Consider the following 17,886-nt stretch of genomic DNA (forward strand, 5'->3'; position numbering starts at 1 on the left):
AAGATTTTTCCTATATTCTCAATTTTAACATAATATAATGACTATTTTTTAGTAAAAACCGATTTTGATCTCTAATTTTGTAATCCGCATAAAAATATTGCGGTTTACAAATTTAACTTCTGATGAACAAAACGGCGCAAATCAAAAAAAATCATCAATTTATTAAATTCCGAAAATTAGTTATTGTTTCTATATTAATTGGCTTTCTCTCTGCCTTTCTCGGAATCTCACTAAAAAAAATCACTGAATATTACGAAGAAATCTTCTTTCATGAAGTTTCGGTAAATCCTATTTTTTATATCATTTTTCCTGTTTTTGGATTATCTGTAATTTATTTTCTGAGACAATATCTTTTCAAAAAGAAGGAAAACAAAGGCATCAAAGAAGTTTTTGAAAGCACAGAATCAAAAACAAAACATTTGCCTTCCTACAAAATTCCGTCACACTTTATAAACGGTTTATTAACTGTAATTTTTGGAGGATCAACAGGAATAGAAGTTTCTACCGTTGTTGCCACAGCCACAATTGGTTCTGTAGCACAACAAAAAGAAAATGTTTTTCGCCAATACAAAACCGAATTAATCTGTGCAGGTGTTGCTGCGGGAGTTACTGCTTTATTCAGCAGCCCAATTGCCGGAATTTTATTTGCTCTGGAAGTTATTTCACGAAAAGTGACACGCGCTTTTATTATATCTAATGTTATCGCCGTTTCAGTGGCTTTTGGATTGCTTACTATTTTAAAAGAAGAACCCTTGTTTGCTGTTACGATTACAACCTGGCATTTAAAAGCAATTCCGTATTTTATTCTTTTGGGAATTTTGGCCGGAATGAATTCTGTTTATCTTACTCGTTGTGTTTTATTCTTTAAATCTCAATTTGGAAAAATTGGGGTTCATTATTACAAAATTATTTTGGGATCAGCGGTTTTGAGTATTTCATTATTTATTTTTCCTCAATTATACGGAGAAGGTTATCATGCAATTAAAACAAGTTTCATTGCTTCAAATCAAATAATGACACTTACTTTAGCTTTAACTTTTGGCGGAATATTACTTCTCAAGCCAATTGTGACTTCGATAACATTAGCTTCAGGTGGCGATGGTGGTGTATTTGCTCCAAGCCTTTTTATCGGAGCTTTTTTAGGATTACTTTTGGCTTCAATCTTAAATACCTTTTTTCATGTAAATGTAATTCCTGTAAACTTTATGATTATCGGAATGGCAGCTGTTCTAAGCGCAAGTATTCACGCGCCCTTTACAGCAATATTTTTAGTTTGTGGATTAACAAACGATTATACTTTGTTTTTTCCAATTTTGGTAGTTTGCCTGATTTCTAAATATACAGCGAAAATGATCTACCCGCACACCGTTTATACCTACGCTCCGAGTTTATTAAAGTAGAAAAGATGTTTTTTTCACTAATTAGACAGATTATTAATCTTTTAGAATCATTAAATCTGTAGCAAAAATTAGGAACGAAGTTTATTAAAATATAAATACCACATGCCTGTTCAAAAAATAAAAAGAGGATATCGCAAAACACGTTATATTCTTTACAAAGAAACTTTAGTAGATTATAAAGAACATTTTTGGTCATTTTTGGGATCATTCGTTGGTATCGGAATTCTGGCTTATATTCAATCGATACATTTTTCAGGAAATGACGCCGTTTATTTAATTGGTTCTTTTGGAGCCTCTAGCGTTTTGGTTTACGGAATTATTCAGAGCCCTTTTTCACAACCCCGAAATTTAATTGGCGGACATTTAGTTTCAGCATTTATAGGGGTTACAGTTCATAAACTAGCTCCGGATATTATCTGGATTGCTGCACCTCTTGCTGTTTCACTGGCTATTATTTTAATGCAAATCACCAAAACCCTGCATCCACCAGGAGGCGCAACAGCTCTTATCGCTGTTATTGGTTCTGATAAAATAAAAGCTTTGGGTTATATGTATGTGCTTTCTCCGGTTTTAGTTGGCTGTTTAATCTTATTTCTAACGGCTTTAATTTTTAATAATATGACTTCGAGCAGAACTTATCCGAGTCATAGTACTTATCACAAACATTATCATAAGATTAGAAAACGATTGGGCAGAAAAGAATAAATTTTTATATAAACACAATTGTCATCCTAAGCATCCCGAGAATTCGGGAGAAAGCTTGTCAACCGGAATGGGCTTCGACTTCGCTCAGCCTGACAAAAGAAAAATCTTTTCAACAAATCACAATTCCTAATTCGTAAATCATTAATTATATTTTACCTTTGACCTTTCAATAAAAACAAAGATTATGGTTTATAAATTTAGAGTAATTCTAGACGCCGAAGAAGATATTTTTAGAGACATTGCAATTCTTGAAGATGATACACTTGAAGATTTACACAATGCGATCTTCAACGCTTTTGGTTTTGACGGAATGGAAGTAGCTTCGTTTTATACCTGCGATGAAACTTGGAATCAGGAAGATGAAATCGCACTTTTTGATACGGGCGACATTCCGGGAGAACAAAGAACCATGAGCGATTACAAATTATCCGATCTCTTAGATGAACAAAACACTAAAATAATCTACGTGTATGACTTCATCAATATGTGGACTTTCTTAGTTGAATTAGCCGCTATTGAAGACCAAATTGCCGGAGTTCCGTATCCTGAAACTTTATTCTCTCACGGAGAAATGCCTGACGAAGCCATCGAAAAAAACTTTGAAGCCGATATGCACGACGATATCTACGGCGAATTTGAAGATGATCTGGATGAAGAAGATCTTGACATGTTCGAAGGAGATGATAGTTTTGAGGATTTTGGATTTGAGGAGAATTGGAATTAATCCAAGTTGCTAAGATGCTTAGATACTAAGATTCTAAGCTTTTATATTTGAGAGATTTTTCTTGTTTTTAATAATTGATTTAAAAATAAAAAAGTGAGTCATTTTAGAAAGATTTTAGTTTGGCAGAAATCAATTACCTTAGTTACCAAAATTTACAAAGCAACGAGTACATTTCCAAAAGAAGAAATGTTTGGATTAACTTCTCAAATACGTCGAAGTTCAGTTTCTATTCCTAGTAATATTGCAGAAGGATCAGGGAGAGAAAGTAATAAAGATTTTTTGCGATTTATATATATATATCTTGGTTCTATATTTGAAATGCAAACTCAGCTTGAAATTGCAAAAAATATAATTTACATAAACGAAGAAGAATTTAACCTTTTATATGAGGACAGTCGAGAGATCGAAAGAATGTTGGCGTCATTAATCAGAAAATTAAAAGACTCCAATTAAAAACTTAGAATCTTAGAGACTTAGAATCTCAGTAACTCAAAATATGATCAACCTTTTCAACACCCACATCGAGACGCTTGCGATACACCGCGTAGGAAACAAAAGCAGAAACGAAGCGATTTTTTTATCGGAACAGCCTTTTAATTTGAATGATGAAATTGTGCCATTGATAAAAGAGTACTTTTTTAAACCTTTTAGAGAGAAAGAAGAAAACTATTATCAGTTTGCGCACGAAGTCGATTTGGATTATAACGACATGTTTAAATATGCAACTGAAATTTTTGATAACCCGAGCAGATTGCAAGAGATTTCTAAAAACATTACTACCCATTTATTTGAGCAGTCTAATCATCCGCATATTAAAAACGGAGAGGTATATGTTACTTACTTAACAAATTTAAGTATCGACAATAATGTTGTTGATGCGATCGGAATTTTTAAAAGTGAGATACAGGCTGATTTTTTACAGTTTGAAGAAAAAGAGAGCAATCTTGAAATGATTTTGCAACAAGGAATCAACCTAAGCAAACTTGACAAAGGCTGTTTGATTTTTAATTACAAAAAAGAAGAAGGATACAAAATTTTGACTGTAGACAGCAACCGTTATGACGCGCGTTATTGGTTAGAGCACTTTTTGTCTGTAGATGCCTTTGAAGATGAAAACTTTATCACAAAAAAATACCTGAAATTTTGCCAGGGATTTGCAAAAGATGTTGTTTTTCCTGCCGAAGACAAGAAAGAAGAAGTAATGTTCATGAACCGATCTGTGAATTATTTTGCTAAAAATGATCAGTTTGAAGAACAAAATTTCTTAAATGAAGTATTAGACAATCCCGATTTAATTCCTGAATTCAAAAACTATAAAGTTGATAAAGGAGAAAAATACAGCATCGAAGATGTAACCTCATTCCCTATTGCCAATGCAGCTGTTTCTGACGCCAGAAAATCGATTAAAAACGTTATTAATCTGGACACTCACATTCAGATTAAAATGGATTTCATCAATCCTGAAAGTGCAGAAAAATTTGTTGAAAAAGGCTGGGATGAAGAAAAGCAGATGTATTACTACTTAGTGTATTTCAATAAAGAAGAAAAAAGCTAAGAAGTTATTCATTTTCCATTACTTACTTACTAAAACAGAAAACGGCAATTACATATGTAATTGCCGTTTTTTATTGATAATTACTTCTTTACAAAAAAAATACTTGTTAATAATACATTTATTTTAATATATTCGTCAAATAAATTTTAACCTTTTTTTCAAAACATTAAACATAATTAGCCTATACAAAACCAATACTCCCCCCAAATATGAGAATAGTTTTCGGTCAAAGAAATTTTAAAATTAAGGAACTTAGTTCGCATGAATTCGGTTTTACTACTCAACAAGACAATCATTTCGACATAGAAATTCGTCAAAATTATTTTCATATTTACTGGATACCTTTTTTTGGAACAGGAAAAATATGGGCCATAAAAAAAGATGGACAATTATATGAGCTTCCGGCTCATTATATCTATGAAATAAAAAAAAGGCAAAAAATTAGAAGTCCCTGGTACACTTATACCTTGCCTATTTTGATTGGTATAGGATTTCTTATTTATTTCCTTGTTGAACAGGTAAAAGAAAGTAATTATCATAAACAAAATATTAAATATTTCAACGAAAACGTTCAGTTACTGGACAATTATATTGACAACGCTACCGTAAACGAATTCTTTACACTTCAAGATATCAAAGAAGATACCTCTGATTCTAAAATGTATCTGAAAGTAGAAAAAGTATATGCTGATCGAATTTTATTTACGCTGATTCCGGGCTTTTTTCTTAATTCGACACAAGTAGAATTAGAAGAATGTTACAATGATAACAAAGAAAATTTAGATACCATTTCAATATCAAAAGCGGCACTAAAAAATGCTGTTAACAAAGATTATGATGCTTCTAAAACGTATAATTACAAAGGCGAAAATCTTCTAAAATCAAATAGATTATATGTATTGGTTTCAGTAGAAAAAAAATTCCAGCCTCAAATAAACATTACACAAACTTATAGTGACTATAAAGTAATTCAGATTGAGTTAACCAACTCCAGTACTGCTTTTAAGATTGTATCTATTAAAAACGTTACAAACTCAATACCGTGGAATACTACATTACCTCTGGAAGTAACAGCCGGAACAAAATCAAAACCTACAAAATTTATTCTCGAGAATACTGAAAGTGATAATTTTAGTTTCTATAATAACAAGGATTATAGCTTTCAGGTTACCATTCTGGATTCTAATAACATCAAACATTCATTTCTAATTAAAGGCAGTGGATCATCAAATTTTATCTTCTCATCTTAAATCCCCCAAATTATGAATATTAAAGACCTAAAATGGTATTTTGTCGCTTTGGTAATTCTCGTCTTACCTTTCTTTTTGTTCCCTGAAACTGATTATAATTCCTTAGGCTGGTCAATTGGAGTCGTAACTTCATTATTAGTGGCATTTTTTGTTTTTCTTGGAATCACAAAAATGGATTCTATAAGCGAATTATTTTATTTTGATTCAGATGATCCAAACTTAAACAGTGCAACTAATTTTTTAATTCCTATTGCTATTTTTATTTTCGGATCTATTTTTATCAATATAAATTATAGCAAACGTCTGGAAGAAAAGATTAAAAAAGAAGGTGTTTTTGCGAAAGCAACTATTGACAGCGGCTTTTCTCAAACAACACAATCCTCCCGAAGTAGTTATACAGACCATACACTTGCATTAACTTTAACTACTGATGATAATGTAGAACATAAACTTATTGCTGAAGATGTTTCTGCAGAAGCGTATTCAAAAGTAGGTGTTGGTCTTGATGTCGATATTATTTATTTAAAAGAAAATCCACAAATTTTCAGGGTTATAGTAGATGACGAATCAATAAAAAGATTCAAACATATTTCTAATCGGGACATCGAATTTAAAGACTTAGAAAAATTGATTGCTTTAAAAGAACCTGCAAAACTAGAAAAAGAATTAAATAAATTAAGCAGCGGATGGCAGCCACATCAATCCGACAATCCCGGAATTAGTTTTGTAAATCTGTTAAAAAAAGAAGCCATTTTTTTAAACACAACCGATGGAATATTAATGTATATGCATGACCAAAATAATATTACAAGTCGTTTTGAAATACCAAAAGAAAGAATCTTAAAAGAGCTTTCGGATTCAGCCGCTGTTTCCTACGAACTTGATAAATATTTTATTCAAAAACAAACGGAATCAAAAGTTGGGGAAAGCAATCGATTTTCTGTGATCGAAAAGGTAATCATGAGGACAAAATAGATTCACATTTATAGATAAAAAAGTGGCAGATACAAAATTGTATCTGCCACTTTTTATTTGAACGTTTTTCTAATATTACAATAAAGAAAACATTGCTTTTACTATATCGTCATACACTTGTTTATCTCTTTCGCCTGTTCTGGCCAAAACACGAATTCCCGAATAAGTATTAAAGATAAATCGCGCTAAAGTTCTGGCATCCATCTTCGTAGAAATATCTCCTGCATTTTGACCTTTCTGAACTGCATTTGTAAAAACCTCTTCCATAACCTGGCTGTTGTTTTTTACAATCTTTCCAATTTCTTCATCATGCATGGCAAGTTCTACAGACGAGTTTACCATAAAACAGCCTTTGGTAATTCGGTCTTCGAGGCTTTCTATAACAGCTTGTTTAAAGATATCCTGCAATGTTTCTTTTATATTAGCAGATTCATCAAAAAGTTTAACAATTTGATCCTGTGCATTTTTTTGATAACGTTGCAAAGATCGGGCAAAGAGCTTTTGCTTATCTCCAAAAGTATCGTACAAACTAGAACGGCTTAAACCTAAATAAGTTACTAAATCCTGGGCCGAAGTTCCGTTATAACCTTTATGCCAAAATATTTCAATTGCTTTGTCTAAAGCCTGATCTTCATTAAACTCTTTTGTTCTGGCCATGATTTCTAAATTAAATTACTTTACAAAGGTATAAAAAATACGGAACAATCATTCCTGAATTTTTGTAAAAAAATTATACTACTGCATTTACAGTAAGTCCACCATCAACAACAATTTCAGCTCCGGTTATAAATGATGCATCATCTGAAGCAAGGAAACCAACAGTTTTAGCAATTTCTGAAGCTTGTCCAAAACGTTTTAATAAAATTTTCTCTCCTAAAATAGCTCCAAACCCTTCTACTTCTGCTTTTTCTAAACCTAATTTACCATAAAGAGGAGTTTCAACGGGACCAGGAGAAACTGCGTTTACTCTTATCTTTCTTGGTGCTAATTCTGTAGCAAAAACTTTATTTAAGGACAACACTGCTGCTTTGCTTGATGCGTACACACTTGAATTTGGCATACCAACGTGAGCATTTATAGAAGTGTTAAAAATGATAGAACCTCCATCATTCAATATTGGCAACACTTTTTGAACTGTAAAATAAACTCCTTTCACATTCACATTCATAATACTGTCGTAATGTTCTTCTGAAGCAGACTCAACTGGCGCAAAAGAAGCAATTCCTGCATTTAAAAACAGAATATCAACTTTCCCAAATTTTGCTTTTACTCCTTCTACTAATGCATCAATAGATTTCAGGTCGGACTGATCTGATACAATTCCCGTTACATTTAGCTCTGCTTCAGCTTTTATCAAAGCTTCTTTGTTTCTTCCTGTAATAATTACTTTTGCCCCTTTAGCTGCTAATTCAGCTGCTGCTGCATATCCAATTCCGCTGTTTCCTCCAGTTACGATTGCAACTTTGTTTTCTAAATTTTTCATTTTTATTTGTTTTAAATTATTGATTATTCAATTATTATGGCACAAAGATATAATAACGGAACGATCGTTCCGTTATTATTATTGTTAATAATTAGTTAAAATAATTAACCCTTTAAAAAACACCCATAAATACAAGGCTTCTATCTATGGAACCATAAACGAAAGAAATTATAAATTGTAAAACATTCTTAATTTATGCTTAATTTTGTAGCCTAAAAACAAAAAAGATGGATATTCATTTACATAACGAAAGTCCTTTTAAAACTATCATTTCTTTTCACAAGCTAATTGAATCTTTTGAAGAAATAGCTTCCTCGAATATCGATTATCGTGCAAACTATGCTAAGGCCATACTACAACAAATAGAATCAATTCCCGAATTGAGAACAGGAATTGAGGATTATTCCATAATTAAAAATAATGAAGCTTTAATTAAATACATTTTAGCTGATTTATTCCCTACGGCTTTAACTCAAAACGAAATCAAAGCGGTAACGATTCCTTTTCAAAATATTTCTTTCAATTATACAGAGCGTTTCAAAAAAATCCTGCGTAATGCCGGTGATGAATTTTATATGGAAATTCGGGATTTTGATGATCATCAGTTTTACATTAATAATTGTTGCTTAATTCTGAGTAGTTATTACAAACAGCGTATTGATTTTAACAAACCGTTTTTCTATGATATTCCGGATGAAGATGGGATCGAAAAACATTACAGGATCTTATACAATGCGGATTTTATGGAAATTACTCCAACAGAAAATGCTGTTACCTTAACTCAGGATGATATTGATACATTAATTGACAACTATGATGATATTGAACTTTGGAAATCTAAATTTCCAAAAGGAAGCTGGATTTTAAAGGGATTCGGAATTGTATCTTTATTTGATGCCACGACAGAAAGTGCCATATCAAATTTGAAAAGTAATTTACTGAAACCAAGTTCAAAATCTGTTGCAACTGATGAAATTGTAGCTAATATTTTTAAATCAATATTTAAAATTCCTGATTTAAGAGTAGGTTTTATTATTTATAATCCCGAAGAAGAAAAATTTCTCAAGCCTACAAAATTAGAAAGTCATTTACAGAGTTTTTTACTTTCCCATGATCAGGAAATAGATTGTAAAAATGCCTTTTTTGGATGTTCTTTTGAGAATTTGTTGAATAAAAAGGAACCTTTTGTTATTTCAAACGTAAGCAAATTCATAGAAGAATCACCAAACAAAAAATTGGGCGAACATTTATTAAAACAAAATATTCAAAGCTGTGTATTTGCTCCTGTCATAAAAGAAGATCATTTATTAGGTGTTTTAGAATTAGTTTCTTCAGATGTAAGAGCCTTAAACAGCGTTAATATTAAGAAACTGGAACTAGTCTTACCGTATTTAACAGATACTATTGATCGTTACAATACCGATATGCAGCACCAGATTGAGGCGATTATTCAGCGTGAATACACTACGATTCATCCAAGTGTTTATTGGAAATTCAGAAAAGAATCTCAAAATTACTTCCAAAACAACAATCCCACGAAAGATTATATTTTCAAAGAAATTGTCTTTAAAAATGTCTATCCGCTGTATGGTCAAATCGACATTAAAGGTTCATCAGAACATCGAAATGAAACCGTAAAAAGAGATTTAAAAAGTCAGCTTAATACGCTTTTGGAAATTTTTGACAACCAAAAACCAAATTCGAATCTGGTTCTTTTAGAGCAAAGAAAATTTGAGTTGGAATCGCTTCGCGACGAATTGGATTTTCCGTTAAAAGCAGATACCGAACAGCATATTCAGAGGTATATTGAAGATGAAATTCATCCGATTTTAAAAAACACAAAAGGTAATGCCAAAAACGAGAAATTAGAAGAACTATACTTTGAAAACCTGGATGAAAAAACGGGCTTGTTTTATCAGGAAAGAAAGAAATTTGATAATGCGATGTCTATTATCAACAAAAAATTAGCTTCTGTTTTAGACAGAAAACAAGTTGAAGCACAACAAATTTATCCGCATTATTACGAACGTTTTAAAACAGATGGCGTTGAGCATAATTTGTATATTGGAGCATCAATTGCACCAGCAAAACCTTTCGACATCATGTATTTGCACAACTTACGTTTATGGCAATTGCAAACTTTATGCGAAATGGAATTAGAACATCATCAGCTTAAAGAGTCACTTCCGTATGAATTGGATGTTACTTCTTTGATTTTGGTTTTCAGTGCCCCGCTTTCGATTCGTTTTAGAATGGATGAAAAACGTTTTGATGTTGACGGAACTTACAATGCAAGATATGAAGTCGTGAAAAAACGAATTGACAAAGCAAATATCAAAGGCACAAAAGACCGAATTACAGAAAAAGAAAAAATTACAATCGTTTATTCTCAAAATAACGAAGAAACGGAGTATTTGAAGTATATCAAATACTTACAGCACAAAAAAGTTTTGGAACCTGCTATAGAACAATTTGAAGTTGAAGATCTTCAAGGCGTTTCAGGATTACGGGCAATTCGAGTAAAAGTGATTAATAACACTGCAAACCCAGCAGCAAAAAAAATTACGTATCAGGATTTATTAGATGAGCTCAATTAATTGAGCTCATCTTTTTTATTATCAAATTGATTTAAAGGCAATCACAAACGAAATTACCGTTACGATTAGTCCAACCATGAAAATATTATAAGCAATTCGCAATAAATTATATTTTCGTTGCAAGACCAGTCCAAGATAATACAAATCTTTGATCATAGTTGAATACAAATAATCGCGGTCTTTCATCATTTCGTTCATGGCCCAATCGTATTCTACCAATGGCATTTTATAGAAATTCCCAAAAAACATTAAATTCACTTTTTTTGCTTCGACATCATCGCGGGTAAAAAAACCAGAAGTTACTTTTGGACGCGTTGACAAAATCGCAAAAATGATTGTTGTTACACTTGACATCAGCATAATAAAAGTTGGAATTACCAAGTGGGCATTTTTTGGACTGTCCAGTTTTGGAATAATAGACGAAAGTGCAATCGAAATAATAATGGCATTTACAGACAATAAAATATTGGCTTTACTATCAGCAATACCACTTAATCGCGTATGATTCCCTAAAGTTACACGAAATAAAGTATCGACACCACGATCCGGTTTTTCTATTTTATCTTTCTTTTTATTCTCTTCTTCCATTTTATCTGCCTCTTTCTTTTCTTGCTTTTCAATTTTTTTCTGTACAAGAAGTATGTTTCTTTCTTTGAGAGGCTGCCATTTTTTTAATGCAAAATCAGTATAAAAACGATGTTTGTTCATTAAAAAATTTAAATTCTCTTTCGCCCATTCTGTATTAGAATAAGAAATATTAAAAGCATTTTTTAGTTCAATACGCAATAACTCACAGGTAATTTCGTACTCAGGCCCCACAAGATGCGCGTAATCGGCATCTTTCATGATTTTTTCCAAATGCGTTTTCGGAATATACTCTTTAACTGTGGCTAAAATCAAACTGGAAACATTTTCGATAAAATCGTCTGATTGGCCTTTCTCTTTCAAAAAAGCAGTCGCAATCTTTACACTTTCCTTTTCATGGTTTTCAAAACCAACAGTATATCCAGTATCATGAAACCAAGCGGCTACGAGAAGTAGCTCTTTATCTTCTCCTTTAATTTCTTCTTTTTTGCATAACTCTTTTACCGCACTTACAACTGTTAAAGTATGATTGAGATTATGATAAGAATATAAATTAGAAAGTTTATCTTTGAGTAAATTACTGACGAAATCTTCGGATTGATCTATTAGATTCATTGAGAATATTTTTATACCACTAAATTATGAAATTGTTTTTGTATAACCATTTTATTACGAAGATTAAAACTTATTCTTTTGTAATAAGCCTAACACTTCTGCTTAATTCCTGTGCGACACATAAAGCACAATATGGCAAAAATGTAAGTGCTAACGAAACCGAGAACGCAACAGACACCATAAAAATTGCCCATACCTTATTTTTAGTAGGTGATGCCGGAAATGCTGATGAAAAACAAGCGCAACAAACATTAGAATTATTACACCAAAAACTAAAAAAAGCCAATAAAAAATCGACTTTGGTATTTTTAGGAGATAATATATATCCGAAAGGTTTTCCTGCTGATAAAAATGATTCAGAAAAGGCTTTAGCCGAAACCAAACTTACTAATCAACTAAAATTAACCAAAGGATTTAAAGGAAAAACGATTGTAATTCCGGGAAACCACGATTGGTATAGTGGTATTAAAGGTTTAGAAAATCAGGCTGATTTTGTTACCAAATATCTTAATGACAAAAAAGCTTTTCTTCCTCGAAAAAGTTGTCCGATTGAAGATGTAAAAATTGATAGCACAACTACGTTAATTACTGTTGACAGTGAATGGTTTTTAGAAGATTGGGACAACCATCCCACAATAAACGACAATTGCGATATTAAAACACGCGAAGACTTTTTTGATGAACTGGAAAACATCTTAAATAAAAATCAGGAAAAAACAGTTGTTTTAGCCATTCATCATCCGTTATTAAGCAACGGATCGCATGGAGGACAATATTCTTGGGAAAAACAATTGTTTCCTTTGGAAAAAAAAATCCCACTACCTGTAATTGGTTCTTTTATCAATTTACTTCGAAAGACTTCAGGAGTAAGTCCCCAGGATCTTCAAAACAAGCAATATACTATTTATGCCAAGCGAATTAAAACGCTGTTGCAAGGCCAGAAAAATGTTATTGTAGTATCCGGACATGATCACAATCTACAATATATAAACAACGAAAACATCACACAGATTATTAGCGGCGCCGGATCTAAATCTGAAGCAGCAAGAGCCATCAATCCAAATGATTTTTCGTATGGCGGCAATGGTTATGCAACACTAACTTTATTTAAAAGTGGTGATGCAAAAGTGACATTCTTTGGAAATGAAAATAATCACGAAAAAAAGCTTTTTGAACGTGAAATCATTAAAGCAAAAGAAATTAACTGGGCGGCAACTGTAGACAATAAATTTCCGCCAACAGTTACAACTTCTATCTATTCGGCTAAAATGACAGATAAGAGTCTCTTTCATAAATTCTTATTCGGGCAACATTACAGAAAGTATTACAGTATGCCAATTGAAGCCAGAACAGCAACTTTGGATACTTTAATGGGCGGTTTAAAACCTATTCGCGAAGGCGGCGGGCATCAATCTGTTTCTTTAAGAATGTCAGACCCAAAAGGAAGGGAATACGTAATGCGCGCAATGAAAAAAAGTGCTACGGTATTTTTACAGTCGGTTGCTTTTAAAGATCAATATGTTGTAAATGATTTTGAACAAACCTATGCCGAAGATTTTCTTTTGGATTTTTATACTACAACACATCCATACACTCCTTATGCGATAGCAAGTTTGTCAGATAAATTAGGGCTTTTGCATACCAATCCCATTTTATATTATATTCCGAAACAAAATGGACTGAAAGAATTCAATTCGAATTTTGGAGATCAATTGTATATGGTTGAAGAGAGACCTGCAGACAACCATCTTGATGGAAAAAACTTTGGAAAACCAACTGATATTATTAGCACTGACGACATGATGGCTAATCTTCATAAAGACGAAAAATATTCGGTTGATCAAAAAGAATATATGAAAGTCCGCTTATTTGATATGCTTATTGGAGACTGGGACAGACATAGTGATCAATGGCGTTGGGCAGAACATAAAATTGACGATAAAGTAGTGTACACTCCTATTCCACGCGATCGTGATCAGGCTTTCCCTAAATATGACGGAACTTTACTTTCCATCTTAATGAACGTTCCGGCTATTCGCCATATGAGGACTTTTAAAAATAAAATTGATAATGTCAAATGGCTTAACAGAGAACCTTATCCGTTAGATTTGGCTTTCTTAAAAACTGCTGAAGAAAAAGACTGGATTGAACAGGCTAAATATATTCAGGAACATTTATCTGACAGCGATATAGACAATGCATTTAAAAATTTACCTAAAGAAGTTCAGGATGGTACAATTGAAGACATTAAACGAAAATTAAAAAACAGAAAAAAAGAGCTTCAAAAATATGCCTCAGAATATTCAGATGTTCTTGATAAAACAGTAATGATTGCCGGAACTGACAAAAAAGACAAATTTGTTTTAAATCATACTGCAAGGAAAAGCATTGAAATTCAGGTTTTCAGAATGAAAAAAGAAGGCGATGAATTGATTTATACCAAAACAGTCAATGATGCCAGAACTAAGAACCTATGGATTTATGGATTAGATGATGCTGATGTTTTTCAGGTGACAGGAGAACAAAAATCTGACATTAAAATCCGTTTGATTGGTGGCCAAAACAATGATACTTATAACATTGAAAACGGAAGAAAAGTGATTGTTTACGATTTCAAATCAAAAGAGAACACTTACAATCTGGATTCAAAGACCAAAACTGAACTTACAGACGATTATGATGTCAACTTGTACAATTATGAAAAACCAAAATACAATGTAATTTCAGGTCTTCCTAATATTGGTTACAATCCTGATGATGGTGTAAAAGTTGGCGTTAACATCAATTATACTGTAAATAATTTTAAACAAAATCCGTATACACAAAGACATATTTTTAATGCCTTTTACTATTTTGCTACTGGCGGTTTAGAGTTTAATTATGCAGCTCATTTTCCGGGTTTATTAGGTAAATGGGTTATTGATGTTGAATCCTTATACACAACACCAAATTTCGCAATGAACTATTTTGGATTCGGAAATGAAACTCCATATGATAATGAAGACGATTTGGACTATAATCGTGTTCGTATCAGAAAATTTAATGTTTCCGGTGCAATCAGACACGTTGGACGATATGGAAGCGAGTTTAGCGTACAGCCTATTTTCCAGAGAATGACCGTTGAAGAAACTGAAAATAGATATATTGATATTCCGAATATTGTAAATCCAATTGTTTTTGACAGTCAGAATTATGGAGGTTTAAAAGTCAAATATTTATTTAAAAATGCTGATTTTGCATCTAAGCCAACTCTGGGAATTGCTTTTATGGCATCGGCAACCTGGCAAACCAATTTAAATGATACTAAACAAAATTTTCCAACACTGGAAAGTATTTTAGGTTTTACCCACCGAATTGATCATAACGGAAAGCTGGTTTTAGCTACATTTTTAAAAGGAAAAGCTATTTTAAATAATAATTTCGATTTTTATCACGGTGCATCTCTGGGAGGTGATACCGATTTACGCGGTTACAGAAACGATCGTTTTTTAGGAAACTCTTATTTTTCTCAAAGCACTGATTTGAGATTTAGTATTGGGAAAATTCAACGAACTGTTGCTCCTTTAACTTACGGAATTCTAGGTGGTTTTGATTACGGTAGAATTTGGCTTGATGGAGAAGATTCTAAAAAATGGCATCAGGATTATGGAGGCGGACTTTGGTTGAATGCTATTAATGTTATAACAGCCAGAATCTCGTATTTTCAATCTCCTGATGAAGTGGGAAGAGTTATTTTTGGAGCAGCATATAGCTTTTAGAAGTTGCTAAGATTCTGAGATACTAAGGTTCTGAGTTTTTTTTCTTAGGTTCAAAGTTGTAAAGGCTCAAAGTAACAAAGGTTATTTTGCCACGAATTTCACTAATTGTCACGAATTATTTTTCACTTATCGAGCGAAAAAATTAGTGGAAATTCGTGAAATTCGTGGCTTACTTTTTAATCTTAGTACCTCAGAACCTTAGCATCTTAGAACCTTAATTTATTTTAATTTGAATTCGTAGACGTTACCTCCTACTTTATTTGTTTTTTCGTCAGCGATAAGTAAGGTGTTGTTGTCTTTGAAAACTATAGCTTCTTTTTGGGAAAAGTGATTTAGTTTTATTTCGGTTTGAGTTCCTTTATGGAATAAATTTCCTTTAAAATCTTTGAATAAAACAATTTTATCGTGGCTTAGTAACACTACTTTTTTTCCGTCCGGACTAATGGTTGCACTGGTTAACACACAATGATTGTAGTTACTGCAGGTTTTAAACTCACCAATTTTAGTTGCTTTTTGAGTTCCTGCCTTATTTGGAATCTTATAAATAAAAGCAGTTCCGTCAAAATCTTTACTTCGGTTTTTTGTGAATAAATAGAAGTTGTCTTGATATTCAAAAAAACCTTCAACATCATAAAACATTTCTTTTTTCTTTGGAGGAAATTCTGTTTGTTCAGGATACGAAAATGAAACTTTATATTCGGCGGAAGCCTGATCTTTATTTAGCTGATTTTTATTTAGTTTATAAATACAAAGATCTTTTCTTTCATTGTCGTTATTTCCAAAATCTCCAATATAAATATTCCCTTTTTTATCTTTGGTAATATCTTCCCAATCTACATTTTTTGCATTGGTAATTGTGATCGTTTTATCTAATTTCCCATCAGAATTTATTGCATAAATGGCATTTTTATTTCCTCTGTCTTCTAAGGTATAAATCAATTTAGAATCTGAAAAATAGGTAATTCCGGAAACTTCTTTTAGTTTTTTTGGAAGTGAATAAAGTGTTTTTAAATCATCATTCGATTGTTGTTGACAAGCCAATAAAAAAATAGAAGCTACCAATAAAAGAGACTTTTTCATAAGATTGTTTTATTTGTTCTTGTCATCCTGACGGAGGACAATATTATATACTATATTAAATTCGTGTTCTTAAAGTTACGAGTAATAAATTCAAATGCCGCGAACATAATATGCCCCATCGATTTTGCATTTTTAAATTTCATATCATTAGTATAACGATACAATTCCATTTTTAGTTGATTCAGATGTTCTTCTGTCGAAATGGTATCATGACACATAATATTCAGCAATTTTTTAATCCTGTTTTCGGCAGAATGAATACGTTTTGCCAGAATCGCCCTTTCTTCATCTTTATATTGAATAATCGAACGATCTTCTAATTTCTCTTTGATGAGTTTTATCATCGGATAATTTTCCTTGAAAAACTGCGGACGATAAACCTTGAAATTACCTTCATAACATTGCTGATCAAAATCAATCGGGCGAATTTTATAAACCACCTGATCAAAATCATGAATCGGGACAATTACGTAGTTATACGCACGCATATCTCCCAAAAGCCTGATCATGCAACGTTCATTGAACTTTACAAACTCTTTTGCAATTTGGGATTTTTCCATTTCAGTACAACTATCCAATAAAGTATCCATGAAAACGTCACCCGGAATTCCGATAATATGTTCTTCAATTAAGGTGTCTTTAAAAACTAAAAAATTGATTTTATCCGGCGAGAGAATATCTTCTAATTCTAAACCATAAATTCTGGAAGCATCTGCCTTTTTAATATAGAAATGAACATAATTGTCATTCAGAATGTTTCGGACTTTAATTCTAAAAGGTTTTGAGTTTCCGAACGTACAGTAGTCAATAGCATCAATATTTAGAAACTGTATTATCTCACTGTTTCCATCAGAATGCAAAAGTGAATATATTTTTTTTAGATTTAAGTCTATTTCATTTCTTTCAAACTCACTGTAGTAAACACGAATCCACAAAGTATCCGTTTCATTTTTATCGTAGACATTTATAGAACCTGCAAATCGCAACAAATCATCATAGAACACTGATACTTTCGAGATACGTTCATAGCGTTCTAAATAACTTAACAGAGATGGTGTTAAAGGATAAGACGGTTTTTTTAAAACCATTAAAGGTTCGCTCATTTTTGAATATCTTTAGTACAAATTTACATCAATCGCATGATATAAATAAATTTAGC

General features: G+C 32.1%; 14 protein-coding genes. 9 read left to right on the top strand and 5 right to left on the bottom strand.

What is annotated here, in order from left to right:
• The first annotated feature begins 122 nt into the window (after positions 1 to 122).
• From AC6CH4_RS16460 to AC6CH4_RS16490, 7 genes are all read left to right on the top strand, one after another.
• On the top strand, positions 123 to 1,400 hold the full coding sequence (locus AC6CH4_RS16460) for a chloride channel protein (RefSeq protein WP_498104836.1): 1,278 nt from the start codon (positions 123 to 125) through the stop codon (positions 1,398 to 1,400).
• Positions 1,401 to 1,502: 102 nt separating this feature from the next.
• On the top strand, positions 1,503 to 2,105 hold the full coding sequence (locus AC6CH4_RS16465) for an HPP family protein (RefSeq protein WP_498104838.1): 603 nt from the start codon (positions 1,503 to 1,505) through the stop codon (positions 2,103 to 2,105).
• Between the two features lie 184 nt (positions 2,106 to 2,289).
• Complete coding sequence (locus AC6CH4_RS16470; RefSeq protein WP_498104840.1) at positions 2,290 to 2,829, top strand: IS1096 element passenger TnpR family protein; 540 nt, start codon at positions 2,290 to 2,292, stop codon at positions 2,827 to 2,829.
• A gap of 93 nt (positions 2,830 to 2,922) precedes the next feature.
• The gene (locus AC6CH4_RS16475) at positions 2,923 to 3,282 is read left to right on the top strand and encodes a four helix bundle protein (RefSeq protein ID WP_498104842.1); all 360 of its coding nucleotides are present in this window, start codon (positions 2,923 to 2,925) and stop codon (positions 3,280 to 3,282) included.
• Positions 3,283 to 3,325: 43 nt separating this feature from the next.
• A complete protein-coding gene (locus tag AC6CH4_RS16480) occupies positions 3,326 to 4,384 on the top strand; it encodes a nucleoid-associated protein (RefSeq protein ID WP_498104844.1) in 1,059 nt (352 codons plus the stop codon).
• A 209-nt stretch (positions 4,385 to 4,593) separates the two neighbouring features.
• On the top strand, positions 4,594 to 5,634 hold the full coding sequence (locus AC6CH4_RS16485; RefSeq protein WP_498104846.1) for a hypothetical protein: 1,041 nt from the start codon (positions 4,594 to 4,596) through the stop codon (positions 5,632 to 5,634).
• Between the two features lie 12 nt (positions 5,635 to 5,646).
• Positions 5,647 to 6,609: a hypothetical protein gene (locus AC6CH4_RS16490; protein WP_498104848.1), complete on the top strand. Its 963-nt coding sequence runs from the start codon at positions 5,647 to 5,649 to the stop codon at positions 6,607 to 6,609.
• A gap of 75 nt (positions 6,610 to 6,684) precedes the next feature.
• Here AC6CH4_RS16490 and AC6CH4_RS16495 read toward each other — a convergent pair whose 3' ends face one another.
• Both AC6CH4_RS16495 and AC6CH4_RS16500 read right to left on the bottom strand, forming a co-directional pair.
• Entirely contained in the window at positions 6,685 to 7,266 is a 582-nt protein-coding gene (locus tag AC6CH4_RS16495) for a TetR/AcrR family transcriptional regulator (protein WP_498104850.1), read from the bottom strand.
• A gap of 73 nt (positions 7,267 to 7,339) precedes the next feature.
• On the bottom strand, positions 7,340 to 8,092 hold the full coding sequence (locus AC6CH4_RS16500) for an SDR family oxidoreductase (protein WP_498104852.1): 753 nt from the start codon (positions 8,090 to 8,092) through the stop codon (positions 7,340 to 7,342).
• Positions 8,093 to 8,319: 227 nt separating this feature from the next.
• Here AC6CH4_RS16500 and AC6CH4_RS16505 point away from each other — a divergent pair, with 227 nt between their 5' ends.
• Positions 8,320 to 10,689 carry a GAF domain-containing protein gene (locus AC6CH4_RS16505; RefSeq protein WP_498104854.1) on the top strand — a complete coding sequence of 790 codons (2,370 nt, stop codon included), beginning with the start codon at positions 8,320 to 8,322 and terminating at the stop codon, positions 10,687 to 10,689.
• Positions 10,690 to 10,710: 21 nt separating this feature from the next.
• On the opposite strand, the gene AC6CH4_RS16510 is transcribed toward AC6CH4_RS16505, so the two are convergent.
• Positions 10,711 to 11,889 (bottom strand): Pycsar system effector family protein, encoded by a 1,179-nt coding sequence (locus tag AC6CH4_RS16510; protein ID WP_498104856.1) that lies wholly within the window; start codon positions 11,887 to 11,889, stop codon positions 10,711 to 10,713.
• Positions 11,890 to 11,915: 26 nt separating this feature from the next.
• Between AC6CH4_RS16510 and AC6CH4_RS16515 the strand changes: the two genes are divergently transcribed.
• Complete coding sequence (locus tag AC6CH4_RS16515) at positions 11,916 to 15,647, top strand: metallophosphoesterase (protein WP_498104858.1); 3,732 nt, start codon at positions 11,916 to 11,918, stop codon at positions 15,645 to 15,647.
• Positions 15,648 to 15,866: 219 nt separating this feature from the next.
• Here AC6CH4_RS16515 and AC6CH4_RS16520 read toward each other — a convergent pair whose 3' ends face one another.
• Together AC6CH4_RS16520 and AC6CH4_RS16525 are read right to left on the bottom strand one after the other, a co-directional pair.
• A complete protein-coding gene (locus AC6CH4_RS16520) occupies positions 15,867 to 16,727 on the bottom strand; it encodes a hypothetical protein (RefSeq protein ID WP_498104860.1) in 861 nt (286 codons plus the stop codon).
• A gap of 50 nt (positions 16,728 to 16,777) precedes the next feature.
• A complete protein-coding gene (locus tag AC6CH4_RS16525) occupies positions 16,778 to 17,830 on the bottom strand; it encodes a hypothetical protein (RefSeq protein ID WP_498104862.1) in 1,053 nt (350 codons plus the stop codon).
• Positions 17,831 to 17,886: the final 56 nt, after the last annotated feature.

The organism is Flavobacterium sp. GQ95, assembly GCF_059758655.1.